The organism is uncultured Microbacterium sp., from assembly GCF_937927635.1.
Taxonomy (GTDB): Bacteria; Actinomycetota; Actinomycetes; order Actinomycetales; family Microbacteriaceae; genus Microbacterium.
Map to the genome: position 1 here is coordinate 1 of NZ_CALBRW010000017.1, position 25047 is coordinate 25047.

The 25047-nt window shown below is 66.5% G+C and carries 30 protein-coding genes, 1 tRNA gene and 1 pseudogene; 21 read left to right on the forward strand and 11 right to left on the reverse strand.

Annotation, left to right across the window (positions count from 1 at the left end; translation table 11 throughout):
- Positions 1-30: 30 nt before the first annotated feature.
- A complete protein-coding gene (locus tag Q0568_RS06550; protein WP_298864170.1) occupies positions 31-372 on the reverse strand; it encodes a DUF4238 domain-containing protein in 342 nt (113 codons plus the stop codon).
- A gap of 141 nt (positions 373-513) precedes the next feature.
- Between Q0568_RS06550 and Q0568_RS06555 the strand changes: the two genes are divergently transcribed.
- A complete protein-coding gene (locus Q0568_RS06555) occupies positions 514-966 on the forward strand; it encodes a hypothetical protein (protein ID WP_298864173.1) in 453 nt (150 codons plus the stop codon).
- On the opposite strand, the gene Q0568_RS06560 is transcribed toward Q0568_RS06555, so the two are convergent.
- Positions 963-1409, reverse strand: a complete 447-nt coding sequence (locus tag Q0568_RS06560; protein ID WP_298864176.1) for a hypothetical protein — start codon at positions 1407-1409, stop codon at positions 963-965. The two genes, Q0568_RS06555 and Q0568_RS06560, sit on opposite strands and share 4 nt — an antisense overlap.
- 288 nt (positions 1410-1697) lie before the next feature.
- Between Q0568_RS06560 and Q0568_RS06565 the strand changes: the two genes are divergently transcribed.
- The 3 genes from Q0568_RS06565 to Q0568_RS06575 all read left to right on the forward strand — a co-directional run bounded on the left by Q0568_RS06565 (position 1698) and on the right by Q0568_RS06575 (position 4141).
- Entirely contained in the window at positions 1698-2150 is a 453-nt protein-coding gene (locus Q0568_RS06565; protein WP_298864178.1) for a hypothetical protein, read from the forward strand.
- Positions 2151-2256: 106 nt separating this feature from the next.
- Positions 2257-2997, forward strand: a complete 741-nt coding sequence (locus Q0568_RS06570) for a DUF6414 family protein (protein WP_298864180.1) — start codon at positions 2257-2259, stop codon at positions 2995-2997.
- Positions 2987-4141 (forward strand): AAA family ATPase, encoded by a 1155-nt coding sequence (locus tag Q0568_RS06575; protein ID WP_298864183.1) that lies wholly within the window; start codon positions 2987-2989, stop codon positions 4139-4141. Before Q0568_RS06570 ends, Q0568_RS06575 begins: the two co-directional genes overlap by 11 nt.
- Before the next feature lie 7 nt (positions 4142-4148).
- On the opposite strand, the gene Q0568_RS06580 is transcribed toward Q0568_RS06575, so the two are convergent.
- Positions 4149-4757 carry a hypothetical protein gene (locus Q0568_RS06580; protein ID WP_298864186.1) on the reverse strand — a complete coding sequence of 203 codons (609 nt, stop codon included), beginning with the start codon at positions 4755-4757 and terminating at the stop codon, positions 4149-4151.
- 133 nt (positions 4758-4890) lie between these two features.
- Here Q0568_RS06580 and Q0568_RS06585 point away from each other — a divergent pair, with 133 nt between their 5' ends.
- Positions 4891-5859 carry a diacylglycerol kinase family protein gene (locus tag Q0568_RS06585; protein WP_298864189.1) on the forward strand — a complete coding sequence of 323 codons (969 nt, stop codon included), beginning with the start codon at positions 4891-4893 and terminating at the stop codon, positions 5857-5859.
- A gap of 6 nt (positions 5860-5865) precedes the next feature.
- Here Q0568_RS06585 and Q0568_RS06590 read toward each other — a convergent pair whose 3' ends face one another.
- Positions 5866-6030, reverse strand: coding sequence for a hypothetical protein (locus Q0568_RS06590; protein WP_298864192.1), 165 nt, complete (start codon positions 6028-6030; stop codon positions 5866-5868).
- 121 nt (positions 6031-6151) lie between these two features.
- On the opposite strand from Q0568_RS06590, the gene Q0568_RS06595 reads away from it, so the two are divergent.
- From Q0568_RS06595 to Q0568_RS06605, 3 genes and pseudogenes are all read left to right on the forward strand, one after another.
- Positions 6152-6400, forward strand: coding sequence for a hypothetical protein (locus Q0568_RS06595; protein WP_298864195.1), 249 nt, complete (start codon positions 6152-6154; stop codon positions 6398-6400).
- 210 nt (positions 6401-6610) lie between these two features.
- Positions 6611-7129 (forward strand): hypothetical protein, encoded by a 519-nt coding sequence (locus tag Q0568_RS06600; RefSeq protein WP_298864200.1) that lies wholly within the window; start codon positions 6611-6613, stop codon positions 7127-7129.
- A gap of 23 nt (positions 7130-7152) precedes the next feature.
- Positions 7153-8252: pseudogene (locus Q0568_RS06605) on the forward strand (acyl-CoA desaturase).
- 87 nt (positions 8253-8339) lie between these two features.
- Here Q0568_RS06605 and Q0568_RS06610 read toward each other — a convergent pair.
- The gene (locus Q0568_RS06610; protein WP_298864203.1) at positions 8340-8879 is read right to left on the reverse strand and encodes a TIGR00730 family Rossman fold protein; all 540 of its coding nucleotides are present in this window, start codon (positions 8877-8879) and stop codon (positions 8340-8342) included.
- 66 nt (positions 8880-8945) lie between these two features.
- Between Q0568_RS06610 and Q0568_RS06615 the strand changes: the two genes are divergently transcribed.
- Positions 8946-9242: an antibiotic biosynthesis monooxygenase gene (locus Q0568_RS06615; protein WP_298864205.1), complete on the forward strand. Its 297-nt coding sequence runs from the start codon at positions 8946-8948 to the stop codon at positions 9240-9242.
- 97 nt (positions 9243-9339) lie between these two features.
- Here the strand turns inward: Q0568_RS06615 and Q0568_RS06620 are convergent, their stop codons facing one another.
- Positions 9340-9804 (reverse strand): cupin domain-containing protein, encoded by a 465-nt coding sequence (locus Q0568_RS06620; RefSeq protein WP_298864208.1) that lies wholly within the window; start codon positions 9802-9804, stop codon positions 9340-9342.
- 83 nt (positions 9805-9887) lie between these two features.
- Here Q0568_RS06620 and Q0568_RS06625 point away from each other — a divergent pair, with 83 nt between their 5' ends.
- Positions 9888-10391, forward strand: coding sequence for a MarR family transcriptional regulator (locus Q0568_RS06625; RefSeq protein WP_298864211.1), 504 nt, complete (start codon positions 9888-9890; stop codon positions 10389-10391).
- 49 nt (positions 10392-10440) lie between these two features.
- On the opposite strand, the gene Q0568_RS06630 is transcribed toward Q0568_RS06625, so the two are convergent.
- Positions 10441-10755 (reverse strand): hypothetical protein, encoded by a 315-nt coding sequence (locus tag Q0568_RS06630; RefSeq protein ID WP_298864214.1) that lies wholly within the window; start codon positions 10753-10755, stop codon positions 10441-10443.
- 249 nt (positions 10756-11004) lie between these two features.
- On the opposite strand from Q0568_RS06630, the gene Q0568_RS06635 reads away from it, so the two are divergent.
- Positions 11005-11547, forward strand: coding sequence for a HutD family protein (locus Q0568_RS06635; RefSeq protein ID WP_298864217.1), 543 nt, complete (start codon positions 11005-11007; stop codon positions 11545-11547).
- A 57-nt stretch (positions 11548-11604) separates the two neighbouring features.
- Here the strand turns inward: Q0568_RS06635 and Q0568_RS06640 are convergent, their stop codons facing one another.
- The gene (locus Q0568_RS06640; RefSeq protein WP_298864220.1) at positions 11605-11799 is read right to left on the reverse strand and encodes a hypothetical protein; all 195 of its coding nucleotides are present in this window, start codon (positions 11797-11799) and stop codon (positions 11605-11607) included.
- Between the two features lie 197 nt (positions 11800-11996).
- Here Q0568_RS06640 and Q0568_RS06645 point away from each other — a divergent pair, with 197 nt between their 5' ends.
- The 3 genes from Q0568_RS06645 (at position 11997) to Q0568_RS06655 (ending at position 14439) form a co-directional block, all read left to right on the forward strand.
- Positions 11997-12437: an Hsp20/alpha crystallin family protein gene (locus tag Q0568_RS06645; RefSeq protein ID WP_298864223.1), complete on the forward strand. Its 441-nt coding sequence runs from the start codon at positions 11997-11999 to the stop codon at positions 12435-12437.
- 520 nt (positions 12438-12957) lie between these two features.
- A complete protein-coding gene (locus tag Q0568_RS06650) occupies positions 12958-13422 on the forward strand; it encodes a hypothetical protein (RefSeq protein WP_298864226.1) in 465 nt (154 codons plus the stop codon).
- A gap of 21 nt (positions 13423-13443) precedes the next feature.
- Complete coding sequence (locus Q0568_RS06655) at positions 13444-14439, forward strand: pirin family protein (protein ID WP_298864229.1); 996 nt, start codon at positions 13444-13446, stop codon at positions 14437-14439.
- 13 nt (positions 14440-14452) lie between these two features.
- Here Q0568_RS06655 and Q0568_RS06660 read toward each other — a convergent pair whose 3' ends face one another.
- Positions 14453-14929 carry a carboxymuconolactone decarboxylase family protein gene (locus Q0568_RS06660; RefSeq protein ID WP_298864232.1) on the reverse strand — a complete coding sequence of 159 codons (477 nt, stop codon included), beginning with the start codon at positions 14927-14929 and terminating at the stop codon, positions 14453-14455.
- Positions 14930-15062: 133 nt separating this feature from the next.
- On the opposite strand from Q0568_RS06660, the gene msrA reads away from it, so the two are divergent.
- Genes msrA through Q0568_RS06675 form a run of 3 tightly spaced genes read left to right on the forward strand, consistent with a single transcriptional unit; the run spans position 15063 to position 18624 of the window.
- Entirely contained in the window at positions 15063-15620 is a 558-nt protein-coding gene (msrA, locus tag Q0568_RS06665; protein WP_298864236.1) for a peptide-methionine (S)-S-oxide reductase MsrA, read from the forward strand.
- Positions 15621-15624: 4 nt separating this feature from the next.
- Positions 15625-18102, forward strand: a complete 2478-nt coding sequence (locus Q0568_RS06670) for an excinuclease ABC subunit UvrA (RefSeq protein WP_298864239.1) — start codon at positions 15625-15627, stop codon at positions 18100-18102.
- Between the two features lie 9 nt (positions 18103-18111).
- Positions 18112-18624 carry a hypothetical protein gene (locus tag Q0568_RS06675; RefSeq protein ID WP_298864242.1) on the forward strand — a complete coding sequence of 171 codons (513 nt, stop codon included), beginning with the start codon at positions 18112-18114 and terminating at the stop codon, positions 18622-18624.
- On the opposite strand, the gene Q0568_RS06680 is transcribed toward Q0568_RS06675, so the two are convergent.
- Positions 18621-19106: an Lrp/AsnC family transcriptional regulator gene (locus tag Q0568_RS06680; protein ID WP_298864245.1), complete on the reverse strand. Its 486-nt coding sequence runs from the start codon at positions 19104-19106 to the stop codon at positions 18621-18623. The genes Q0568_RS06675 and Q0568_RS06680 overlap by 4 nt on opposite strands.
- Before the next feature lie 113 nt (positions 19107-19219).
- Between Q0568_RS06680 and Q0568_RS06685 the strand changes: the two genes are divergently transcribed.
- Positions 19220-20413, forward strand: coding sequence for a PLP-dependent aspartate aminotransferase family protein (locus Q0568_RS06685; RefSeq protein WP_298864250.1), 1194 nt, complete (start codon positions 19220-19222; stop codon positions 20411-20413).
- Between the two features lie 53 nt (positions 20414-20466).
- The gene (gene pepN / locus Q0568_RS06690; protein ID WP_298864253.1) at positions 20467-22983 is read left to right on the forward strand and encodes an aminopeptidase N; all 2517 of its coding nucleotides are present in this window, start codon (positions 20467-20469) and stop codon (positions 22981-22983) included.
- A gap of 11 nt (positions 22984-22994) precedes the next feature.
- Here pepN and Q0568_RS06695 read toward each other — a convergent pair whose 3' ends face one another.
- Positions 22995-23633 (reverse strand): MBL fold metallo-hydrolase, encoded by a 639-nt coding sequence (locus Q0568_RS06695; RefSeq protein WP_298864256.1) that lies wholly within the window; start codon positions 23631-23633, stop codon positions 22995-22997.
- Between the two features lie 146 nt (positions 23634-23779).
- On the opposite strand from Q0568_RS06695, the gene Q0568_RS06700 reads away from it, so the two are divergent.
- Together Q0568_RS06700 and Q0568_RS06705 are read left to right on the forward strand one after the other, a co-directional pair.
- Positions 23780-23852, forward strand: a tRNA-Glu gene (locus Q0568_RS06700).
- 98 nt (positions 23853-23950) lie between these two features.
- The gene (locus Q0568_RS06705; protein ID WP_298865235.1) at positions 23951-24979 is read left to right on the forward strand and encodes an LLM class flavin-dependent oxidoreductase; all 1029 of its coding nucleotides are present in this window, start codon (positions 23951-23953) and stop codon (positions 24977-24979) included.
- The last annotated feature ends 68 nt before the right edge of the window (positions 24980-25047 follow it).

Genomic DNA, 25047 nt, shown 5'->3' on the forward strand with positions numbered 1-25047 from the left:
CTACTCGAAGCCGGAGGATTCAGACCCCACCTACACCCTTGATTCCGAAGAGCCCTGAATGACCGCAATCTTTGACGGAGTGCGAAGATACTGAAACCCGACGAGTTCTGCGATAGCATTTCGTTCTGATTGGGTCGGATTTTTTGACTTTTCTAGCTTCTTCAGAGCTTGGCTCGCCGCGTCCTCGATCTTCCCGAAGGCTCGTTCGAGCGCGTAGCGCTCATCTCCTGCCACTGCCGAGAATGTATAAGTATGACGCGCGTGGGCGATGCCATAGGTCGTTCGTTCCTCGTACGAGTTTTGCTCGCGGGAATACCACCACAGCTTTTCCTTCCCCTTCTCCAGAAAGTTGCGCTGGATGGTCTGCGCCAAGTGATGGTGTCGTTTTGGGCTATTGCTCATAGTTACTTCTCAATATGGACTATTAGCGTTGCTTCGTAAAGATGTGTCATGTGTTGCTCATGCTTGCAATCGCGGGGGATTGGTTCATAGTAAGCACCTACTATGCCGCGATTGACCTCAAAGGACTACCTCGCTCAGCGCCGACTCCTCATCGAGGAGTGGTACGAGCATGACGCGATCGCCTTCGCCGAAGTGCCTCTCCGGGGGCAGCACGATCTCCACGACTTCTACGCTCCCACCGAACCGCTCAGCGATGCTGATGTGCTGAAGCACCGTGCCGCCATGACCAAAGCCTTCCCTTCCTTGCCGCAGAAAGCTGGTCGTGCACTGCAAGCGCTACTGCTCGGGCGGGAGGTCCACCTGCAACGCGTCGCGGTTCGACAAGTTGCGTCCACTCCTCCGAAGCGGACGTCGAGGACGAGTGGCGTACGCATCGCTGCTGTCGTGCGGCCGAAGACTGATCTCCGCCTTCTAGCGAAGGCGCTCGTTGAGTTGTCTGTCAGTGACACAGATGGATCGCTCCTTCGTGAACTGCAGCAGAAGCAGCGGCAGAGACATCTTTAGCGAGTTCGCGGTGCTTTCGCTCGCATATCTACTCCACTCTTGTGCAAACTCCGAAGTACAGCGCCATGCGATAGCCCGTGCCTTGCCTCGAGCTCGCGCACCGTCAGGCCGGCCTCGTACTCCTCCGCGAGCTGCCGAGCGGTCGCGTCACTCACCTGCTGTTTCCGAATCGTGACGCCCTGTGCACGCAACATCCGGGTCAGTGCGGAGTTGGCGACGCCAAGCTCATTGGCCAGCGACCGGGCGCTCTCACCTGCCTGTGCGCGGCGTACCAACTCCGCCACCTTTGCTTCACCCAGTCGCTTCGACAACTCCTGTGGTCGGTACGAAACTTGCTTGTTCAAACCATCGGAGCGCTGCCGAGAAAGGGCCAGTTTTCGCAGACCATCAGGGGTAAAGCTGCCGCGCGCAATGTTTGAACAGAGGTCGAGAGTGCCAGCCATAGACGCACTTATGTTTCAAAAATAGCCCCTCAACAGGGGTTATTTTTAGTTTGAACGGTACGCTCGGATTTGGCCCGTGCTGACCGATTTGCCCGCTGACCCCTGTTTTTCATGGTTCGAGTCCGGAATGGGGTTTGGTTATCGGTACACTTTCTTGTTCAAACCGTCACCTCTGTCGGATGTACCGATGGTGTTGTACGGATTGCAACGTAATCCACTCCGATTCCAAGCTTCTTGCTTCTGCTCACGCTTGCAATCCCAAGTGAGCGGTTCATAGTGAGTAGCAACATGCCGCGCCTGACCTCCAAGGACTATCTCGCTCAGCGCCGTCTCCTTATTGAGGAGTGGTTCGATCGTGATGCGATCGGCTTCGGAGACGTGCCCCTCCAGGCTCAGCACGATCTCCACGACTTCTACGCGCCGACCGAGTCGTTTACTGACGTCGATGCTTTGGAGCACCGCTTCGCCATGACTAAAGCCTTCCCTTCTCTGCCGCAGAAAGCCGGCCGTGCCCTGGAAGCGCTCCTGCTTGGTCAGGAGCTCCGCGAGCAGCGTCTCGCGGCTGCTCGCAAGATAGCGAGCCAACCTTCACCTCGGACCGCCAAGTCCCGTGGGGTTCGTATCGCCGCAGTCGTTCGACCCAAGCCGGACCTTCGTCTGCTCGCCAAGGCGATCGTTGAGCTGTCGATTAGCGACACGGACGGATCACTCCTGCGCGAACTGCAGGAGAAGCAGCGCTGACAGTCATCGTGCTTGCGCTTGACGTGTCGGAGGCGGCTGTCATAATCAGGGGCACTATGGGGAGTAAGAACTGATGGCTGCATCTAAGAGCGAACATTCAAAGAGGATGACGAAGGTCGTCTACTTCGACGAGGAGTCGGCGTCTGACTACCTCGACATCACAGCTGGCGGCCGAGAGACTGCCACCACTGAGAAGATCAAGGAACGTGCGAAGTCTGCGCATACTGACGTCGAAGCAAAGTTGGTCGCCAAGCTCAGCTGGCTGCCGTTTCTTGGAGGGTCTGCAGAAGCTGGAGCGGGAGTCGGCCTCTCCGCTGCTGGGCGCAGCATTCTGAGCAAGACGCTCTCCAATACGATTCTGACCGACTATCTCGAGAGGTCCCGGGACGACAAGAGTATCCAGCAGCTACGGGGTCTGCGAGTGACTGCGCCTAACGTTTCGATGGCGTTCCTGAAGATGTATGCGCCGTACATGATCGCGCTGAAGACTGAGGATGCCGTTGTCGATCTCTCGCGTCTCGACGAAGCTCTCGCTGGCGCCAAGGGCTACTACGAACTCATTGGTGAAGCCAAAGAGTCGGGCACGAAGTGCGTCCTCCGCTTCAACATTCGAGCGTTTCGCAACAACTACGGTCTTACCGACTTGAGTCGCATGGAACTGGTCTTCCACGGTGTTCGCGTCGGTAAAGCCAGCGAGGGCGGCCTCGACATGCAGGCGGAGATGTCTCAGGTGTCGGGCGCTGAATCGCTCTCTGCGAAGGACATTCTTGACGGTACTTCTACCACCGAGGATGCGCTTCTCGATGTCTACGACATCGTCCTTGCAGGGGTCGAGCATGAAGGGTGACGTGCAGGTCACCATCTACTACGGACCGCTCTCATGGTTCAAGGCGCAGCTGCCGAAGGGCAAGAATCACAAGAGTCTGCTTGAGATCGTCATCGAACGAGATGAGGCTAGCCGTCTCCACCGGCACCGCATGGAGGGGCAAGAGATCCCCGAGCCTGAAGCAGCCAAACGTCCCAAATATGTCGTTGCCGAGTCAAGCGACTACGCCAGCTTGAACGAGCACGTCATCACCAACTTTGCAGGACAGGTTCGCGCGATCAATCCGGAACACCTTTATCTCCACAACCCGCCTGTCGCCGTCCAGACCCAGATGCAGCGCGTCTTCGGACTCAAGAAGGACGACATCAAGCGCTACGAGTATCCCGTAGTGACACGCAAGACATTGGTTGAGGTCCACGATGGCTTCGCAAGCCATCTGATCGGTCAGGAGTCGGTCAAGGAGCAACTCCTCGCAGCGCTCTATCCACTCACTTCGGCAGGGCGAAAGAAGCCCGTTGTACTCATGTTCTATGGGCCGTCTGGAGTTGGCAAGACGGAGACGGCACAGTTTGTGAACGGACTTCTCGGTGAGCAGAACGAACTCATGAGAAAGCAGTTCTCGATGTTTCAGAACGACCGATTTGCGTCGTATCTGTTCGGGGGACATCACAACGAAGCCTCCTTTGCCCATGACCTCCTCGATCGAGAGTCAGGCGTCATACTCATCGACGAGTTTGACAAGGCCAATCCCATCTTCCACAGCGCGTTCTATCAACTGTTCGACGAAGGCGTGTTTGAGGATCGCAACTACCGGCTAGAAATCGGCCCCGCGCTCATCATCTGTACGTCCAACTACGGATCCGAGAACCAGATCCGACAGACATTGGGCGACGCGCTTTACTCACGCTTCGACGCCCTCATCCGCTACGAAGAGCTCAAGCCAGCGCAGATTGTGCAGATCATCGACAAGCTCTTCGATCGCAGACTGTCCCAGCTGGATGACGAAGAGCGTGGTCAACTCGATGAGGATGTGCTTCGAGGGGGCTTGCATCGCTTGGCCGCAAACGTGGGCAACGTTCGGAAGCTCGGTAAGCAGGTCGACGAGGTTGTCTCGCTGCAGCTGGTCCGATCAGTTCTTGCCGAAGAGCGTTCTGAGACGGCTTAGGGAGTATCTACCGCCTCCGAGGGGCACTTGCGCGCATCGTGACACCGCTGCGATGCAGACTGCGCAGCACCGCGCCATGCGACAGCCCGTACTTTTCCTCGAGTTCGGCCATCGTGGCGCCAGCCGCATACTCGCTCGCCAAGTTGGCTGCTTCGTCCTCGCTCACCTTCCGCTTCGTGATGGAGGCGCCCTGGGCGCGCAGCATCCGGGTCAAGGCCGAGTTCGCGACGCCAAGCTCCTGGGCCAATGATCTGACGCTCTCACCGTCATTGACTCGGCGCACTAACTCCTCAACTTTCTCTGCGCCAAGCCGCTTCGACAACTCCTGTGGTCGGTACGAAACTTGCTTGTTCAAACCGTCCGGACGCTGCCGAGGAATGGCCAATTTCCGCAGTCCATCAGGGGTAAAGCTGCCGTGCGCAATGTTTGAACAGAGGTCGAGAGTGCCAGCCAGACGGTTCTCACTCGAACCAAGGTCAAATGAACCAGTTTTTGACTTCTCTGAACTCCCTGCCTTCGGGCGGGGAGTTCTTGTTCTCCGCTCCTCGATTGCGCGCTGCCTCTGAGGTTCGCGGAGCTGGCGGTCGGCCTGGTCGCGCTCGATCGTGATCTGCACGCGATCGCCTTCTAGGCGGATGATCGGGCTTCGCGATCGGAAGAGTGCCGGTGGCGGCGCGCTCTGGTTCGTCCTTTGATTGAATTTCAGGTCGGCTCCTGATCGGTCCTGTCTGCGCGCGTACGCTCGGGGGATGCGGACACAGCGTGCGGCGGTCGTGTACAACCCGGTCAAAGTGCGCCTTGACCAGGTCCGCCGCGCTGTTGGCGAGCAGGAGCGTGCGCACGGCTGGGAGTCGTCTCGCTGGTATGAGACGAGCAGCGAGGATTCGGGGGTTCGTGCCGCCGAGGACGCGCTCGCCGGCGACCCGACGTTGGTGATCGTCGCCGGTGGAGACGGCACGGTGCGGACGGTCGCCGAGGTCGTGCACGGGACTGGTGCGCCGATGGCGCTGCTGCCCGCCGGAACCGGGAATCTCCTGGCCCGAAACCTCGGACTACCGTTGAATGACGTCGATGACGCGGTCGCTACGGCGTTCTCGGGAGCGACCAGAGCGATAGACGTGGGCGTGGCCGAGCTCGAGAACGAGACCGGAGAGCGGCGCACGCACCTGTTCCTGGTCATGGCCGGCATCGGACTCGATGCGGAGATGGCTGAGAACACGACCGTGCTGGCGAAGAAGCGCCTGGGATGGATGGCGTATGTGGCGCCGATCGCGCGATCGGTCATCGCGAACCGTCTGTTCCATCTGGACTATCGCGTCGACGCAGGGCATGTGCGGTCGACGCGTGCGCACACGGTGATCGTCGGCAACTGCGGGACTCTTACGGGCAACATGCTGTTGATCCCGAATGCGAAGGTCGACGACGGACTGCTGGATGTGGTGATGTTCCGTCCGAAGGGTCGACTGGGATGGGCGGGGATCGGGACCCGCCTGACCCTTCACGGCCTCGCGGGCCGGTCTCGGTTCGGTCGGAACGTGCTCGGCCTCGCACCGGACCTGAAAGCGCTGGGGTACGCGCAGGGCACGAGGTTCGACGCCCGGTTCGACACTCCGCGCGGGATCGAACTGGACGGAGATGGTTTCGGGCTGGTCACGCGCGCGCGGATCACCGTCAGAGCAGCAGCTCTCGACATCTGCACCCGGGCGGATGCTGCCTGACGAGACTCAGGCTGCCGTGCGCTTGGCCCGGTGACGGAGGATTCCGAAGATGAGCGTGCCGATGAAGAGCACGATTCCGATGATGGCCAGCCACAGCAGACCCTGGAATACGAATCCGACGACTGACAGCACCACCCATGCCACAAGCAGGATCACGAGTACTGTCCACATAGTCCTCACCGTACGCGTCATTGCAGGCAGACGGCCAGAACGGGACAGATTCACAGCAAGACGGTCTCCGACCGTCTCGAACCTGTGAGCGCATACATGTCGGACGCGTACGGTCCGGCAGATGAACAGTGAGAGTCTGCCCGAAGAGGATGCCGACCGCGAAGCGACCACACCGGCGAGCGACGGCGGAGTCACGCGCCGTCCGCGCGCCCCGGGCGAGGGGGAGACCAGCTGGGATCGTGCCGTGGGGCTGCACTGGCATCCGTACTCGGCAACCGCGGAGACTGCGGCGCGTGCGGATCTCGAGGATCGCGTACGGGCGTCGAAACCGAAACCCATCGACTCGCAGAGCCCTGACGAGGGCGGCTGAGAGGAAGACTGTCGGCGAAGCAGCGACCGGTGTGGTCTCGCGACTGAGCCACCGATTCTCGCGAGGAACTGGTGGCTCATCGTGGGGTGAGGGCTCTCACCGTGATGACGGTCGATGGGGACACGCGCGATCCGGTGGGGGCTCTTCGACATGTCCCACCGGGCGATGCTGCCTGTGAGCGCACACATGTTCGAGGCGTACCGTCGGTTCATGAACACACAAGTGAAGATCGCAGGGAACGACCCTGGACTGCTGGGACTGGGATCCGTCCTCGTCGGCTCGCTTCCCGCGACGCTTCTGACGGCTGAGGCGCCGGACCGCTACACCGTGGAAGCGGTGTTCACACGCAAGACGGATCGCGACGAGGTCACGGCGATCCAGGGAAGCCAGACGCGCGCGTACCTGTCGGCGAACGGATTCCCGACCGTCGAACTGCACGTCGCTGATCGGCGACTGGAGATCGCGAATACGAACCTGGAAGAACTCCGGGACGGGCTCGGCGCGGTGCTCGCCACTCTGCTCGCCGAGATCAGCGCCGGCCTTCAAGCCGAGCGGATGATCGCAGCGCACCGGTACCAGGACGCCTCGGACCGAGAACAGCAGCGTGCGGCATCCGTCGCCGCCCTCGCCGATTCCGTCACCTTCGTCCGTCGTCCGGTCGAGACTCCGTCCGATGACGATGCGCGCATCGCCGATTGGTTCGACGAAGGAGGCGCCGTCCGCATGTAGGACGACGCCGGAGAGAAGCCATCATGGACGGCGTCCGTCCGACGATCCGCACGCGGCCCCGCGAAAGCGGGACGCACGGGTCCAGCACATTCACCGAACTGGCCCAGCAGGTCCGCGACCGCGGGCTGCTGCGCCGCCGGTACGGGGCTACTACTGGTCGAAGCTCGTCGGCGCACCTCTCGTGCTGGCCGTCTGCCTCGGAGCCTTCGTGTGGATCGGGGACAGCTGGTGGCAGCTCTTCACCGCCGCGGTCCTCGCCATCGTCTTCACGCAGATCGCATTCCTCGGCCATGATGCCGCGCATCGGCAGATCTTCATCTCCGGCAGATGGAACGACTGGATCAGCCTGGTCCTCGGCGACCTGCTGGTCGGCATGAGCTATGGATGGTGGCAGCACAAGCACACGCGACATCACGCGAACCCGAACAAGCTCGGCTCCGATCCCGACATCGAACTGCCGGTCATCGCTGTCACTGCCGAGACGGCGGCCCAGCAGCACAACCCGCTGATCACCTGGATGCGCGCGCACCAGGGGGTGCTGTTCTTCCCGATCCTGTTTCTCGAAGGGATCTCCCTGCACGCGTCGAGCGTGCGGCGCGTCTTCGCCCGCGGACGCCTGGAGCGGCGCTGGGTGGAGATCACGTTCCTCGCGCTGCGGATGGTCGGGTACCTGGCGCTGGTGTTCATCGTGCTCTCGCCGGGAATCGCGTTCGTCTTCCTGTCGGTGCAGCTGGGGCTGTTCGGGTTCTACATGGGAGTGTCCTTCGCGCCCAACCACAAAGGAATGCCCGTCGTGCCACGTGAGATGAAGCTGGATTTCCTGCGGCGGCAGGTGATGATGAGCAGGAACATCCGAGGCGCCCGGTTCCTCGACATCGCCATGGGCGGGCTGAACTACCAGATCGAGCATCATCTGTTCCCCTCGATGCCCCGCCCGCACCTGCGCCGCGCCGCGCCGATCATCGCGGACTACTGCCGCGCGCATGACGTGCCGTACACCGAGACCGGACTGTTCGCCTCCTATGCGATCGTCATCAGATACATCAACCACGTCGGACTCGGAGAACGGGACGTCTTCACCTGCCCGCTGATAGAACAGCGCGCACACCTCACCGCGAACTGATCGAGTTCCTTCCCGCGGTTCGAGCAGGGCCCCTTATATCAGCGAGGTGGAAGCCCCCGCGATTCTGTTTCCTGAGGGATGCCGCGATCAGACGCCGGCCTGTTCGATCACGGCGAGCGCATCCGCCGGCTGCTCGACGAACGTGCAGAACTGGTCGAGGGGGATCGGCAGGAAGCCCTCCTCGTCCATGCGCACGAACTGCTGCTTCAGGCCGTCGTAGAAGCCGTCGGTGTTGAGCACGACGACCGGTTTGGAGTACAGGCCGTGCTTGCGCAGCTCGAGCACATCGGTCGCCTCGTCGAGGGTTCCGCTGCCTCCGACCATCACCACCACGGCGTCGCTGCGCATGAGCAGAGTCGCCTTGCGCTCGGCGAGGTCGGGGGCGATCGCCAACTCGTTCGGCGCCTGCAGCGCGCGGGCCCTGTCAGCGAGGAATTCCACCGAGATGCCGATCAGCCGGCCGCCGGCGTCGTCGACGGCATCCGCCAGCACCTTCATGAGTCCTGACTCGCTCGCGCCCCAGACCAGAGTGTGCCCGCGCCCGGCGATCAGCCGGCCCAGTTCACGCGCGGCGCTGGTGTAGCGCTCGTCGAGATCGGATGCGGACAGGAAGACGCAGATGTTCACGCTTCCAGCTTAGGAAGCCGTGCCAGGCTGGAAGCGCAACCCCTGCCCGTAGAAGGAGGTTCACCCGTGTCCGTGGTGAAGATCAATGTCCTCAGTGTTCCCGCCGGTGCCGGCCCGGAGCTCGAAGCCCGCTTCGCGGCACGCAAGCACTCGGTCGATCAGGAGCCCGGCTTCGAGGGCTTCCAACTGCTGCGGCCTGCGGGCAGCGGGGATCGCTACTTCGTGCTGACGACCTGGGCGACCGAGGAGGACTTCCAGACCTGGCGGGCCAAGCGCACACCGCACGCTCCGGCCGGACCGAACAGCCCGACGCTCTCGACAGCGGCGGATCTGCTCGAGTTCGAGATCGTCGACCTGGGCTGAACCGGCCAGGAGTCCGCAGGCCAGGACTCCCTGATGGCCGGCGCGTCATCGAGACGTGCTCCGGCTTCCCGGGATCTCGACGGCCCTCGGAACGCCGCTACCGGCTGGAGACAGCGCCGAGCACGCGCACCAGCATCCGTGCGGCGGCCGAGCTGGGGACCATCACGTCGGAGTGCCGGCGCAGGACAGCGGCCTGAGCGGCAAGGCTCGCCTTCCCGCGTCGGTGCAGCTCATCCAGGCAGCGGAAGAGCGACTCGACCCGTCCCGCGGGCGTGCTGATCCAGCGCACCGTAGCTGGCTCATCACCGGCGTTCCACATGTGATGAGCGATGCCTGCGCCGATGTCGAACGACTCGCCCGCGGTGTAATCGTGCTCGCTGTCCGCCAGACCGACCCTGAGAGTCCCGGTCAGCACGGTGAACTGCTCGGAGTGATTCGGATGCAGGTGCATCGGCGGCCGCGCACCGTGCGGGGCGTACGTGGCCTCGACCTCGAAGCGGTCCGGCGTGCTCTCGACGACGACGATCTGCTCGGAGCCGCTGAGCGTCAGCGTTTCGTTCATGAAGTCCTGCAGAAAGCTCGTGTCCAAGTTACTTCGGATAAAGTTAGTTGAGGAGCAACTCGTGTGCAAGCTAATATTCGAGCGTGGATGACAACGAGAGGATCGACACCGTGGTGGGGCAGTGGGCTGCGGAGCGGCCCGATGTCGACCTCGCGGCGATGACGCTGATGGCTCGCCTCAGTCACGCCGCGGACCTCGTGAACGCGCGCATCGAGCGCCTCGCGAAGGAGTATGGCGTGAGCCGTGCCGACGGTGATGTCGTGCTCACGCTGCGTCGCTCCGGCGAGCCGTACCGGCTCTCTCCGACGGCCATCGCCCGATCGCTGCTGATGACGACCGGCACCATGACGGGCCGGCTCGATCGACTCGAGAAGCTGGGTCTCATCGCGCGGGTGCCTAACGACACCGATCGTCGCGGTGTCGACATCCAGCTCACGCCGGAGGGCCTGCGTCAGTCGGACATCGCCATCACCAGGCACAACGACCTACTGAAGGAGATCTCGGGCCTGCTCACTCCCGCCGATCGCATCGAGCTCGATCAGCTGACGCGGCAGCTGGTCTCAGGGATCGGTGCGCTGGAACCGTGAGCGCACCTGAGGCTGTCGCGCATGCTGGCGTGTGCGGGTGCTGACGCCCTCATGGGCGCACTGACGTCCACACGATCGTGACGCAGACCATCAGCCCGACCAGCGCGACGACGGCCATGGCGAGCATGCATGCCGCCAGCAGGCGCAGACGGCTCTGCTGGGAGGCGACGGCGAAGCGCACCGCGAACATGGCCGCGAGCAGGCACACCAGCAGCGCCACCGCGACGATCGCAACGGGCGCCGGTGCGCCGCCCGTCACGATGACGCCGACGAGAGGGATCAGGCACACGACGACGAAGACGCACGAGCACACCAGCCAGATCGTGCCGGGCGAGCTGCGCAGCGCAGGCTGGTTCGTCACCATGGTCGGATCCGATCGCGAACCGGGAACAGGAGGCTGCCGTTCCCGGCGCAGAGACTCTTTCTCACTCATGCGAGGCAGTATCCGGCCGGAGTGTCCGACTGCGCCACGGGCTGGACAATGAAGCCGATCCATGTCACGGGTGGCACTGGCGTTCTGCACGCGTCAGTTCTGTCAGCCGCCACCGGAACGGCGCGATGCGACACGGAAGCCGCGGGTGCGAAGCCGTCGGATGCGGAAGACTGGGCCATCATGAGCGCGCCCGTCATCGTCCGGTACTCCGACATCGTCCCCACCCCGTGGAAGAACGGCCGCGGCATCACCCGCAACCTCTTCGACGACGCCGACGCCGCGGGGGAGTGGACATGGCGCGTCAGCATCGCCGAGATCACCGGGACCCAGCCGTACAGCCCCTACCCGGGCGTGCGCCGAGGGCAGGTCGCGCTGGGGCCCGGCGCCGTCGATCTGCGCATCGGCGGACGTGAGAGAGTGCTCGAGGAGGAGGCCGTCATCTTCTTCGACGGGGAGGATGCCGTGGATGCCACGCCTCGGGCATCCGGATTCCTCGATCTCAATGTGATGGCCCGCCGTGACCGTTGGACGGGCGCCGTCGAGATCGTCGACGGGCTGGGACGTGTCAGCGCGGATGCCGGGATCGTCGTGCTCGTCGCCCTCGGCGACACGGCATCCGTCGACGGCGACGGCCTGCGCCGTCTCGACGGCGTGATGCTCGAGCCGACCGTATCCGCCACGCTGACGGGGCGGTTCGTCGTCGCTGCGCTCGCGCGCAACTGACATGATCGGGGCGCCGGATGCCGCAGTATCCGACGCCCCGCCAGAGATCGCGTTGGCTCAGACCATCTCGCGGTCCTGGGCGATGATCCCCAAGTCGGCGGGCGCGTCGACCTTCAGGGCGGACTGCTCCAGCCCGATGATGCCCACGAGATCGAGCCCGGCTTCCAGCAGTTCGATGACCCGGCGGACGACCGACAGATCGTCCTCGCTGCAGCGGCGTGTCCCGCACGGAGTGCGGCTCAGCTCCAGCAATCCCCTGCGCTCGTGCAGCCGCGGCGGTGATGCCGTACACGCCGCGTGAACTCTCGCTCGCCGCTCGTGACTCCTCGGTCAAGATCTGCGACCACCGACTTGCTTTTTCTGTGATCAGTGATGTATAAAATCTGTATCACTCGTCACAGATAAGCGAGTGATCCGCAACCGACCAGTGAGATGGAGGAGTTTCAGAGATGCTGTTGCAACACGACCCATTCCGCGACCTCGACCGGCTCACTCAGCAGGTGTTCGGCACCGCCACCCGGCCGTCGAGCATGCCGCTGGACGCATGGCGCGACGGAGACGAGTTCGTCGTCGAGCTGGATCTTCCCGGGGTCGATCCGGACAAGCTGGATATCGACGTGGAGCGAAACGTCCTGACGATCAGAGCCGAGCGCCTCAGCCATGTGCCGGACGCCGCAGACGCGGTGGCCACCGAGCGCTCCTGGGGCGTCTTCAGCCGCCAGCTGGTGCTCGGTGATGCGCTGGACACCGACAAGGTCGACGCCGACTACACGGCCGGTGTCCTGCGCCTGCGGATTCCCATCGCCGAGCGCGCCAAGCCACGCAGGATCAGCATCAGCAGCGGCGACAGCGCCAGCGGTCAGGAGAAGCAGAAGAGCATCAGCGCCTGACGGACGCATCCGGCGAAGCGGAGAGAATCCGCTCGGCAACGGAGAGCCCGCTCGGCAACGGAGAGCCCGCTCTGCAACGGAGAGCCCGCTCTGCAACGGAGAGCCTGCTCTGCAACGGAGAGGAGGTGCAGACATGATCCTCGACGCCGGAACGAGGTGCGCGGATGATCCGACAGCGGTGAAGTCGGCCGACCTCGAGGTGCTGCTGCAGGATCCCGATTGGGTCGCGACGCAGTTCGCGGCGATCATCGAGGGTGCGGGATGGGACGATCGCGCCATGGCTGTCGGGGCCGCGCACGCGCCGGACACCGGCTGGCGAGGGCGGGGCGGCGACGGTTCACGACGCAGACCCGCCGCGGCGAGTCGGCGAACGCGGATCACGGAGAGGGTGCGCTCGCCCCCGCTCACGCCCCGCACGTGCACGAGAGGTCGCCCGGAGCCCCGCTGGAGGGCTCCGGGCAGTGCCGGCCTCCGGCCCTCGGCACGGCTCGTCCCTAGGAGCCGCGCGTAGATTCGAGGGGTGAGCACGTCAGCATCCGTCAGTCCCTCGCAGGCATTCCGCGTCGTCGGCGCCATCGCGATCATCGCGGGCGGCATGCTCGCCGCCGTCACCGGCCCGCTGCAGCTGGAGGCGGGCAGCTGGGCCGCGGCGTACCTCGTGCTGGTCGCCGGCGTCGCGCAGTACGTGATGGGCATCGCCGTGCAGCACTGGCACCGCACCGGACCCGCGCAGAACTGGTGGTGGTTCGCACTGTGGAACCTGGGGCACATCGGCGTGGTCGGCGGTACGGTCGTGCACTCGACGATCCTCGTCTTCGTCGCCTCCGGCACCCTCGTCGCAGCTCTCGTGCTGGCGTTCCTGGCGACGATCCGCACCTCCGACGTCGCGCACCGGATGCTGCTGATCGGCTACCGCATCCTGCTGGTGCTGCTGGCGATCAGCATCCCCGTCGGAATGGTGATCTCCGCGATCCGGAACGCCTGAGCTGCGGTTACGCTGTCAGGCATGAGCAACCAGGAGCCGAATCCGGCCGAGCGCGTCCTGGAGTCGGGCCAGCTGTGCACGGATGTCGAGGTGCTCACCCCCCGCGAGGTGCCGCTGGGCGGCATCCGCGCCATGACGGTGTACCGCACACTGCCGCAGAAGCAGCGCTCGCTGGTGGGCGCCTGGTGCTTCCTCGATCACTACGGACCAGACGACGTCGCGCAGACCGGCGGCATGGAGGTGCCCCGCCACCCGCACACCGGGCTGGCGACCGTGTCGTGGCTGTTCACGGGCCGCATCGACCACCTCGACTCGCACGGCGTCGAGGCCGCCGTGCTGCCCGGCGAGCTGAACCTCATGATCGCGGGGCAGGGCATCACCCACCAGGAGATCAGCACCCCCGACACCACCGTGCTGCACGGCGTGCAGCTCTGGTACGCGCTGCCGGAGTCCACCCGATTCTCCGCGCACGACTTCGCGCACTACGCGCCCGAGCCCGTCGCACTGCCGGGCGCGAGCCTGCGGGTGTTCATCGGATCCCTGGCCGGTTCCACCTCGCCGGTCGACACCCGCACCCCTGATCTGCTGGGTGCCGAGCTGATGCTCGAGCCGGGTGCCGAGGTGATCCTCGACGTCCGCAGCGACTTCGAGCACGCGGCGCTTGCCGAGTCCGGCACGATCACGCTCAATGGCACGGAGCTGCGGCACCGCGAACTGGGCTACACGCCGACCGGCGCCGACACCGTGCGCCTCGCGGCCGGACCCGAGGGCGCGCGCGTGATCCTGCTGGGTGGAGTGCCGCTGGGGGAGCGGATCGTGATGTGGTGGAACTTCATCGGTCGCAGCCACGACGAGATCGTCGAATTCCGCCGCCGATACCAGGCCGAGCTGGGCTTCGAGGCGGCCGATCCGCGGGATGCCGGCAAGCCCGAGCTGTTCGGCCCGTACGCGGAGGGCCAGCTGGCACCGCTGCCCGCGCCGCCGCTGCCGACCGTGCAGCTGCGACCGCGCGGCTAGCGGATGCCGCGGCTCAACCCGGCAGCACGGACCCATCGGCCCCGCGCGGGCGCACCGGGTGCTCGCTGAGGATCGAGAGCCGGTTGAACGAGTTGATCGTCAGCGCGACCCACTCCGCGGCGGCGAACGCAGCCTCTCCCAGCACGGCGAGCGCACCGGACAGATCTGCCTTGGACTCCTCGCTCAGCGGCATCCGGGTCGCCGCCTCTGCGACCGCCAGCACCGCCTTCTCGCGCTCCGTGTAGAGCGCGCTCTCCCGCCACGCCGGCAGCAGATCGAGCTTCTGCTGCACGATCCCTGCCTCGCGGGCGTCTCGGGAGTGCACGTCGAGGCAGAACGCACAAGCATTGATCTGCGATGCTCGCACCTTGATGAGCTCGGACTCCTGCGCGGACAGGCCGCTCAGCTCCGCGTGCTGCTTGACGGACGCGGAGAACGCGCCGATGGCCTTCCAAACCTCCGGCGCGGACTTGTCCAGGTACGGACGCATGACTCTCCTCGAATGCCTCGGGCGGGCGTGGACACCCGCGTTCTCCCACCAACCTAGAGCGGATCGCCCGCATTCCCCAGAACGAGAGGAGAATGGAAGCCGATCCCGACGAACCGACCCAGGAGCACAGCAAATGACCAGCGGCCTCAACGACACAGGAACCATCACCCGCCAGGAGGGTGCCGAGACGGCGGTGCTCGCCGGCGGATGCTTCTGGGGCATGGAGGACCTGGTGCGCCGCCAGCCCGGTGTGCTCTCCACCCGCGTCGGCTACACCGGCGGCCAGAACGACCACGCCACCTACCGGAACCACCCCGGTCACGCCGAGGCGCTGGAGATCGTCTACGACCCTGCGAAGACTACGTATCGCGACATCCTGGCGTTCTTCTTCCAGATCCACGACCCGTCCACGCTGAACCGCCAGGGCAACGACATCGGCTCCAGCTACCGCTCCGCGATCTTTCCCCTGGATGCCGAGCAGGAGCGCGTGGCGCGCGAGACCATCGCCGACGTCGACGCCTCAGGCCTGTGGCCGGGCAAGGCGGTCACCGCCATCGAGCAGCCAGGCCCGTTCTGGGAGGCCGAGCCCGAGCACCAGGACTACCTCGAGCGCTACCCGGACGGCTACACCTGCCACTTCCCGCGCACCGGCTGGGTGCTGCCCAAGCGCGGCGCCGCGGCGAACGCCTGAACGCGTGACGGGGGAGGACCAGCCGGAGCACATCGCCGTCCGCGGCGCGCGCGTGCACAACCTGTGCGGTGTGGATGTCGACATCCCGTTGCGTCAGCTGGTGGGCATCGCCGGCGTGTCGGGATCGGGCAAGTCGTCGCTGGCGCTGGGCGTGCTGTACGCCGAGGGCTCGCGACGCTACCTGGAGGCGCTGTCCACCTACACCCGCCGGCGGATGGCGCAGGCGCCGCACGCCGCCGTCGACTCCGTCGAGCACGTACCCGCCGCCCTCGCGCTGCGCCAGCGCCCCGGGGTGCCGGGGATGCGGTCGACGTTCGGCACCTCCACCGAGCTGCTGAACGTGCTGCGCCTGATGTTCTCGCGCCTGGCCTCGCACGTGTGTCCCAACGGGCACTACGTGCCGCCGACCCTCGACGTCGCGGCTGAGACGCCGTTCTCCTGCCCCGAGTGCGGGGAGCGTGTGCACGCACCCGGCGCTGAGAGCCTGGCGTTCAACTCCGAGGGTGCGTGTCCGACCTGTCAGGGCACCGGAGTGGTGCGCACCGTAGACGACGCCACGCTCGTGCCGGACCCCTCCAAGACGCTGGACGGCGGGGCTGTCGCTCCCTGGCGGATGTTCGGCTTCAACGTGCAGCCCGACATCGCCCGCGAGTTCGGCGTGCGCACCGACGTGCCCTGGTCGGATCTCTCGGATGCCGATCGCGAGATCGTGCTGAGCGGCCCCGAGGAGAAGAAGCACATCACGGTCACGAGCCGCAAGGGCGTGCACGAGCTGGACTTCACGTTCCGCAACGCCCGGCTCACCGTGACCGAAGAGCTCAAGCGCGCTGTCGACGAGAAGCGCCTCGCCCGCGTGAGCAGGTTCCTCGCTGAGAGCGTCTGCCCCGACTGCGACGGCACGCGGCTGAGCCCGGCCGCCCGAGCGCCGCGGATCGGCGACCTGGGCCTGGCTGATGTCACCGCCATGACGCTCGACGAGCTGCTGGCCTGGGCGCCCGGCATCGCCGACGGACTGCCGCAGGAGATGCAGTCCCTGGCATCCGACCTCATCGACACGCTGCTGGCCATGGCGCAGCGGCTGGTCGAGTTGGGCCTCGGCTACCTCTCCCTGGACCGCGCCGGCGCCACGCTCTCCACCGGCGAGCGGCAGCGCGCACAGTTGGCCCGAGCCGTGCGCAACCGCACCACCGGGGTGCTCTACGTGCTCGACGAGCCGTCCATCGGCCTGCATCCGGCCAACGTCGAGGGGTTGATCGGCGTCATGCGCGATCTGCTCTCCGACGGCAATTCGGTCGTGTTCGTCGACCACGATGTCCAGATCCTCCGCGAGGCGGACTGGCTGGTCGAGATCGGCCCGGGTTCGGGAGCGCTCGGCGGGCGGGTGATCGCCGAGGGCGCTCCGGATGCCCTGGGGACGGCGTCCCGGCTGGCAGGCTTCCTCACCGGTGCCGAGCCGGTGGTGATGCGGGAGCGCAGCGCAGCAGATGCCGTCTTCGCACACGGCTCCATCGAGATCGCGACGGATGCCATCCACACGGTTCATCCGCTGCAGGCGGCATTCCCCATCGGCCGGCTCACCGCCGTCACCGGTGTCTCCGGCTCCGGCAAGACCACGCTCGTGCTGGATTCCCTGGTGCCGGCGCTGAAGGCGGGCGGCGCCCGGATGCCTGCGCACGTGCGGACTTTCACCGGTCCCGAGCACCTGAAGGTGCATGTCGTGGATGCCACGCCCATCGGCATCAACGTGCGCTCGACCGTCGCGACCTACTCCGGTGTGATGGACGAACTGCGCAAGGCCTACGCCGCGACGGATGCCGCCGCGCAGGCGGGACTTTCGGCATCCGACTTCTCGTACAACACCGGCTCGCTGTCCTGCCCGCGCTGCGAGGGCACCGGCGAGATCTCGCTGGATGTGCAGTTCCTGCCCGACGTCGACATCGTGTGCCCGGAGTGCGAGGGCAGCCGCTTCGCACCGGCGGCCGACGCGATCACTCGTGGGGGCATCTCGCTGCCCGCACTGCTGCGGCTGACCATCGGCGAGGCGCTCGCGCACACGTCGGACCTGCCGCGCGTGCACAAGCGGCTGAAGGCGTTCGACGAGCTGGGCCTCGGATATCTGACGCTCGGCGAGTCCACGCCCGCGCTGTCCGGGGGAGAGGCGCAGCGACTGAAACTCGTCAGCCAGATGCACCGCGATCAGACGGATGCCGTGTTCGTGCTCGATGAGCCCAGCGTTGGTCTGCATCCGCTGGACGTGCGGACGCTCCTGGCGGTCTTCGACCGACTGGTCGCCCGCGGCGCGACGGTCATCGTCATCGAGCACGACCTGGATCTGATCGCCAACGCCGATCACGTGATCGACATGGGCCCGGGAGGCGGCGCGGAGGGAGGCAGGATCGTCGTGACCGGCACGCCCGAGCATATCGCCGCCGACCCGGCATCCGTCACCGGCGCTCATCTCGCTCATCACCTGCGGGGCTAGCATTCCGTCGTGACTCTCGAACCCCTGCTGCGCCGCCTCGACCGGATCGCCGGGGGACGGCACGCCGACCTCGAGGTGCCCGTCGAGATGCTCGAGCATCGCAAGACCAAGCGGGCGTTCACCTGGATCACCTGGCTGCTGGCCGTCGAGGTCCTGCTCGGCTTCGCCGCCGTGATCGTCGCCGTCGTCATCGCGCTGAACCATGGGCAGGTGCCGTTCGCGGTCTGGATGCGCAGCGTGGTCGTGCTCGGCATGACCGTGACGCTGTTCTACTTCTCGTGGCGGGCTTCGCGGGGCTGGTACTGGGCCTACCAGCGACTGCGCCTGTTCGCGCAGATCTTCCCGATCATCACCCTGGTGATGGCGGCCATCCCGAACCTCTATCCGGCGTGGATGGTCACCGAGCAGATCATCTTCAGCCTCATCATGATCGGCGTCGCCGACATCCTCATCGGCGACCACATGCGCACGGCGTTCCGCAGGCCCGACCGGCCGCAGGCGCGCGACGCGGCGACGGCTTAACGCGACAGCGACGCGAGGATGCCCGCACCCTGGCGGCGTTCGAACACCAGTTGCGTCTCGGTGGCGCGCACAACGTCGTGCACGGTGATGTGCTCCAGCACGATGTCGCGCAGCGCCACAGCGTCGGGGACGGCGACGTGGACGATGAAGTCGTCGGCGCCGGCGATGTGGAACACCTGCAGCACGCCCGGCGTGGCCGTGAGGGCGTCGAACAGGGCATCCACGCCGCTCTTGCTGTGGCTGGCCAACCGGACCCGGATCATCGCCTGGACGGCGGCGCCCAGAGCTGCCGGGTCCAGCTCCACCCGCAGACCCTCGATCACTCCGCGCGATCGCAGCGACCGCAGTCGGAACGCGCAGGTGGATGCCGGGATGCCGAGGGTCGCGGCCAGCTGCTTCACCGGCGCCTCCGGCCTCGCCGACAGCGCGGCCAGGACTCGCAGATCGAGCTCGTCCACTCCCGGGGGATGCGGTGCTGTCAACTCTCGCTCCTTCGTGGCCTCATCTGTTGCTCTGCCGACAACGCTAGCCGCTGATTCCGACATGCACGACAAGGATGCTGGAAACCGATCGTTCCGCGGCGCATCCTGGTCTCATGTCCGATCTGCCGCTGCATCCTGACACCGTCGCCGTCCACGCCGGGCGAGGTGATTTCGCCGCACTGGGCGTGCACGCCGCGCCCATCGACCTGTCATCGACCAACCCGCTGCCGGACATCCTGCACGGCGGCGACTCCTACGAGTCGATGGCGACGGGCGGGCATCCGCTGCCCGAGGGCGGCAACGTGTACGCGCGCCTGTGGAATCCCACGGTGGCGCGCTTCGAGGAGGCCCTGGCCGAACTGGAGCACGCGGAGGCGGCTGTGGCGTTCAGCTCGGGCATGGCGGCGACCACTGCCGCGATCCTGTCTCACACCACCGCGGCAGGCAAGCACCACGTCGTGGCCGTCCGGCCGCTCTACGGCGGCACCGATCATCTGCTGGACTCGGGGCTGCTGGGCGCCGAGGTCACCTTCTGCCACGAGGCGGAGGTGGGCGCGAGCCTCCGCGAGGACACCGGGCTGATCGTGCTGGAGACCCCCGCCAACCCGACGCTGGACCTCGTCGACATCGCAGCCGTCGTCGCGCAGGCACAGGGCGTGCCGGTGATGGTCGACAACACGTTCGCGACCCCGCTGCTGCAGAACCCGCTCGACCTGGGAGCGGCCATGTCGCTGCACAGCGCCACCAAGTACATCGGCGGACACGGAGACGTGATCGCCGGCGTCATCGCCTGCTCCGAGGAGACCGCCCGCGCTCTGCGCAGCGTGCGCGCCATCACCGGCGCACTGCTGCACCCGCTGGGCGCCTACCTCCTGCACCGCGGGCTCGCGACGCTGCCCGTGCGCATGCAGGCGCAGCAGGCAGCCGCGCACGAGCTCGCCCTGCGGCTGCAGCAGAACCCCGCCGTGGCCGAGGTCTTCTACCCCGGCTTCGACGACGCCCGCGGGATCGTCGGAGGGCAGATGCGCGGCGGCGGCGCCATGGTCTCGATCCGCCTCGCCGGAGGCTACGCCGCCGCTGAGGCGCTGACCGGCGCCGTGCGGCTGTTCACGCACGCGGTCTCGCTGGGCGGCGTGGACTCGCTGCTGCAGCATCCCGCCGCGCTCACCCACCGCCCGGTGGCGCCGGAGGCGCGCCCCGGGGCGGACATCGTGCGGTTGTCGATCGGGCTGGAGAACGTCGAGGATCTCGCCGCGGATCTCGAACAGGCACTGGCGAAGGCGGCATCCGTCGCTGCGATGGCCTGAGCACGGATCCGGGCGAGCCCGCGCGGCTGCGGTCGACGTGCCACGATGGAGCAATGAGTTCTGCGAACGTGACAGCCAACCTCAGCCGTGAAGAGACCGCCGATCGCGCATCGCACATCACGGTGCACGACATCCGGGTGGAGCTGGATCTCAGCGGCGCGCCGGAGCAGGCGCGCACCGGCTTCCCGTCGGTCACCACGCTGAGCTTCGACGCCGACGTCGATGCGACCTGGATCGACTTCATCGGCGAGACGGTCGCCGCGGTGACGGTCAACGGTGCGCAGCAGGACGTGGACTACGACGGTGCGAGGATCCGCGTCACGGGACTCGCGGAGCACAACGAGGTGCGTGTCGAGGCCGTGGCCGCCTACAGCCGCTCGGGAGAGGGGATGCACCGCTTCGTCGACCCCGTCGACGGCGAGACCTACCTGTACACGCAGTACGAGCCTGCGGACTCCCGCCGCGTGATGGCGTGCTTCGAGCAGCCCGACATGAAGGCCGCCTACACGTTCGAGATCACCGCGCCGGCCGGCTGGCATGTGCTGTCCAACCAGTCGCCGGTTCGCGTGTATGACGGCATCGGCGTGCAGTGCGTGGAGTTCGCGCCCACGCTGCCGATCTCCAGCTACATCACGGCTGTGGCCGCCGGGCCTTACGCGCGCATCGACGGCGAGTGGACGCGCGGCGAGCAGCGCATCGCCCTCGGCGTGCTGTGCCGCACGTCGCTGGCCGAGCATCTCGAGGCCGACGAGATCATCGAGGTGACGCGGCAGGGGCTGGACTTCTTCAGCGACGCGTTCGCCTACGCGTACCCGTGGGGCAAGTACGACCAGATCTTCGTGCCGGAGTACAACCTCGGCGCCATGGAGAACCCGGGGCTGGTGACCTTCACCGAGGCGTACATCAGCCGCGGCGCCGCCACCGACGCTCAGCGCGGGGCCCGTGCCAACACGATCCTGCACGAGATGGCCCACATGTGGTTCGGCGACCTGGTGACCATGAAGTGGTGGGACGACCTGTGGCTGAAGGAGTCGTTCGCCGACTACATGGGTGCGCACGCATCCGCTGCCGCCACGCGTTTCACCGACGCCTGGGCGCGGTTCGCCAACGGGCGCAAGGCGTGGGCGTACCGGCAGGACCAGCTCCCGACCACGCATCCGATCGTGGCCGACATCCCCGACCTCGAGGCCGCCAAGCTCAACTTCGACGGCATCACGTACGCCAAGGGCGCCTCCGTGCTCAAGCAGCTGGTGGCCTACGTCGGCGAGGACGCGTTCTTCGAGGGCGCCCGCCGCTACTTCGCCGCTCACGCCTTCGGCAACACCACCCTGGACGACCTGCTCTCCGAGCTCGAGGCGGTCTCCGGCGAGGACATGCACGCCTGGTCGCGCGCATGGCTTCAGACCAGCGGCGTCGCGGCCCTGTGGCTGGAGACGGATGCCGAGGGGCGCCGGTTCCTCGTGCAGGACGGTGGCGTGGCGGGGCCCCGCCCGCACCGCCTGCGCATCGGCGTGTACGACCTGAACGAGGGGCGCCTGGCGCTGCGCGAGCGCATCGAGCTCGGCATCCAGGGCGAGCGCACCGAGGTGGAGCTGCCGGATGCCGATCTCGTGCTGCTCAACGACGACGACCTGACCTACGCGAAGGTGCGGCTGGACGAGCGCTCGCTGGCGACGGTCTCCGATTCGCTCTCGACGCTCGAGGACGACCTCGTGCGCGGCCTGGTGTGGTCTTCGCTGTGGAACGCCACGCGTGACGGGGAGCTGAGCGCGGAGCGCTACCTCGACATCGTCCGCCGGCACGCTCCGGCGGAGCCGAACGTCGCTCTGCTGGGCGCCGTGCTGGCGAACGCGGCAGCCGCCGTCCGGCACTACGTCGCCGACGACGCGCGCGAGGGCCAGAGCCGGGCGTGGGTGGATTCGACGTGGACCTCACTGCAGTCGGCGGATGCGGGCAGCGACGCGCAGCTGGCCTGGGCGCGGGCGTTCGCCGCGGCATCCGCCTACGACGCCGGCCACAGGGATGCCGTGCGCGGCATCCTGAACGGCGACACCCCGCAGGGTCTCCCTGTCGACGCGGACCTGCGCTGGCTCATGCTGACGGCACTGGCGACCACCGGCGACGCCACGGCCGCTGAGATCAGCACCGAGCGCGCCACCGACGACACCGCCGCGGGCAGGACAGCGGAGATCCGCGCGCTGGCCTCGCTGCCGGATGCCGAGACGCGGGCCGCCGCATGGGAGTCCGCCTGGAACGACCGGACTCTCAGCAACGATCACCTCTCCGCGACGATCGCGGGCTTCCGTGCCGGCGGACGGCGTGACCTGATCGCCTCGTTCGACGAGGAGTACTTCTCGCGCATCCGCGAGGCGTGGGAGACCCGGTCGATCGAACTGGCCAAGCGACTGGTCGTCGGACTGTTTCCGGACACGACCGGCACCGAGCTCGTCGACGCGTGGCTGGAGCAGAACGCGGACGCTCCCGGCGCGCTGCGCCGTCTGGTGATCGAGGCGCGCGACGACCTGGCTCGCGATCTGCGCGTGCGGGCCGCGCAGCCCGGTCTCAGCTGAGGGCAGCCGTCTCAGACGTCCAGGACGTCGCCCGGGTTCAACGCGAGGAACTGCCCGCCATAGCCGTCGACGGCGCGCTGCAGGTGACCGCGGTGCATGCTGCGGCCGATGTCGGACAGCGGGATGTCGTGCGTGCCGAAGACTCGTCGGGCGTGGACCGCGGTGACGAAGTCGAAGGCGTCGCCGATGCGCAGCCACGGGGCGCTCAGCGGTGCGGCCAGCACGTCGACGTCGACTCCGCCCGGGACGGCGTACGAGTCGCCCGGGTAGTACACGGCGTCGTTCACCAGCACTCCGACGTTGTCCACCACGGGCAGTGAGGAGTGGATGACCTCGTGCGTGCCGCCGAAGAAGCGCAGGGAGAACGGCCCGGCGCTGACGGCATCCCCGGGGGAGACGACGGTGATGTCGTAGTCGCCGGCGGCGGCCGCCACGCCTGCGGGTGCGAAGATCTTCGCATTCGGCGCGGACGTCAGTACGGCATCCAGGTGCGCGGGCGTCCAGTGGTCGGCGTGCTCGTGCGTGATGACCACGGCGACGACCCGGTCGAGCCCGTCGATCGGCGCGGTGAACGAGCCGGGATCGATCAGCAGGCTGGCATCCTGCTCGTCGATGCGGAGGGCGGCATGCTCGAACTTGGTGATGCGCATGCCTCCGAGTCAACCGCACCTCCGCCCGTGGCGGCAAGCGGATGCTGCGACACGCCCGCCCGCGCGGAGGAAGCCGCGTGATTTGGATTCGGTCGATCGCTCATGACAGACTTGTGAGGTTGCCAGGACGTCCTCCGGGACGGATCGGCCCCATCGTATAGCGGCCTAGTACGCCGCCCTCTCACGGCGGTAACGCGGGTTCGAATCCCGCTGGGGTCACAGCGACACGAAGGCCCTCCGAGCGATCGGAGGGCCTTCGGCATATCCACCCGATTTCTATTCAACGGAATGAAACCCTCGAGGCGGAGGTTGTGCCCATCGTGACTGACATCGAATTCGGCCTGGACACCTTCGGCGGCGTGACGCACGACGCGAGCGGCGCGCTCGTGCCGCACCCGCAGGTGGTGCGCGACATCATCGACGAGGCCGTGCTGGCCGACAGCGTCGGCCTGGACTTCTTCGGGGTGGGGGAGCACCACCGCCCCGACTTCGCGGTCTCCGCTCCGGAGGTCGTGCTCTCGGCCGTGGCATCGCGCACCGAGCGCATCCGCGTCGGGTCGGCCGTGACGGTGCTGAGCTCGGATGATCCCGTGCGGGTGTTCGAGCGCTTCGCGACGCTGGATGCCGTCTCCGACGGCCGCGCCGAGATCGTCGCCGGCCGCGGGTCCTTCATCGAGTCGTTCCCGCTGTTCGGCTTCGACCTGCGCCAGTACGAGGAGCTCTTCGAGGAGCGCCTGGATCTGCTCTCGCAGCTGCTGAAGGAGGAGCCCGTCACCTGGCAGGGGAACACGCGTGCGGCGCTGGAGGACCAGCGGGTCTTCCCGACCACGGCGAACGGCCTGCGCACCTGGGTGGGCGTCGGCGGCAGCCCCGATTCCGTGGTGCGCACCGCGCGTTACAACTTCGGCCTGTTCCTGGCCATCATCGGCGGACCGGCCAAGCGGTTCGCGCCCTACATCGACCTGTTCGAGCGCGCGCAGGATCAGTTCGGCGTGGAGCGCAAGCCCGTCGCCGTGCACTCGCCCGGGCTGGTGGCGGAGACCGACGAGCAGGCTCGTGCGCTGACGTACGACGGATGGCTGGCCATGCGCACCCGGATGGGCCAGGAGCGCGGCTGGGCTCCGCCGGCAGTGGGGGACTTCGAGCGCGAGATCGAGAGCGGAGCGCTGTACATCGGCTCGCCCGAGACCGTCGCCCGCAAGGTCGTGGAGACGTTGAAGACGCTGCCCGTGAACCGGTTCGACTTCAAGTACGACCAGAGCCAGATCACCCATCAGACGATGATGGACTCCATCGGACTGTACGGCGAGAAGGTCGTGCCGATGGTCAAGGACATGCTCGGCTGAGAGTCATCCGGCTCGGCTTCGGCGGCGTCCGGCTCGATTTGGCGGGGCCGGATCGTCATGGCATACTT

Bases quoted from the DNA above. Each gene is read 5' to 3' on its own strand.
- Q0568_RS06645 (WP_298864223.1), top strand. From the start codon at position 11,997: ATGCTGTTGCAACACGACCCATTCCGCGACCTCGACCGGCTCACTCAG.
- Q0568_RS06695 (WP_298864256.1), bottom strand. From the start codon at position 23,633: ATGCGCATCACCAAGTTCGAGCATGCCGCCCTCCGCATCGACGAGCAG.
- msrA (WP_298864236.1), top strand. From the start codon at position 15,063: ATGACCAGCGGCCTCAACGACACAGGAACCATCACCCGCCAGGAGGGT.
- Q0568_RS06565 (WP_298864178.1), top strand. From the start codon at position 1,698: ATGCCGCGCCTGACCTCCAAGGACTATCTCGCTCAGCGCCGTCTCCTT.
- Q0568_RS06595 (WP_298864195.1), top strand. From the start codon at position 6,152: ATGAACAGTGAGAGTCTGCCCGAAGAGGATGCCGACCGCGAAGCGACC.
- Q0568_RS06635 (WP_298864217.1), top strand. From the start codon at position 11,005: ATGAGCGCGCCCGTCATCGTCCGGTACTCCGACATCGTCCCCACCCCG.
- Q0568_RS06575 (WP_298864183.1), top strand. From the start codon at position 2,987: ATGAAGGGTGACGTGCAGGTCACCATCTACTACGGACCGCTCTCATGG.
- Q0568_RS06620 (WP_298864208.1), bottom strand. From the start codon at position 9,804: ATGAACGAAACGCTGACGCTCAGCGGCTCCGAGCAGATCGTCGTCGTC.
- pepN (WP_298864253.1), top strand. From the start codon at position 20,467: ATGAGTTCTGCGAACGTGACAGCCAACCTCAGCCGTGAAGAGACCGCC.
- Q0568_RS06590 (WP_298864192.1), bottom strand. From the start codon at position 6,030: ATGTGGACAGTACTCGTGATCCTGCTTGTGGCATGGGTGGTGCTGTCA.
- Q0568_RS06685 (WP_298864250.1), top strand. From the start codon at position 19,220: ATGTCCGATCTGCCGCTGCATCCTGACACCGTCGCCGTCCACGCCGGG.
- Q0568_RS06600 (WP_298864200.1), top strand. From the start codon at position 6,611: ATGAACACACAAGTGAAGATCGCAGGGAACGACCCTGGACTGCTGGGA.
- Q0568_RS06660 (WP_298864232.1), bottom strand. From the start codon at position 14,929: ATGCGTCCGTACCTGGACAAGTCCGCGCCGGAGGTTTGGAAGGCCATC.
- Q0568_RS06630 (WP_298864214.1), bottom strand. From the start codon at position 10,755: ATGGTGACGAACCAGCCTGCGCTGCGCAGCTCGCCCGGCACGATCTGG.
- Q0568_RS06585 (WP_298864189.1), top strand. From the start codon at position 4,891: ATGCGGACACAGCGTGCGGCGGTCGTGTACAACCCGGTCAAAGTGCGC.
- Q0568_RS06655 (WP_298864229.1), top strand. From the start codon at position 13,444: ATGAGCAACCAGGAGCCGAATCCGGCCGAGCGCGTCCTGGAGTCGGGC.
- Q0568_RS06570 (WP_298864180.1), top strand. From the start codon at position 2,257: ATGACGAAGGTCGTCTACTTCGACGAGGAGTCGGCGTCTGACTACCTC.
- Q0568_RS06560 (WP_298864176.1), bottom strand. From the start codon at position 1,409: ATGGCTGGCACTCTCGACCTCTGTTCAAACATTGCGCGCGGCAGCTTT.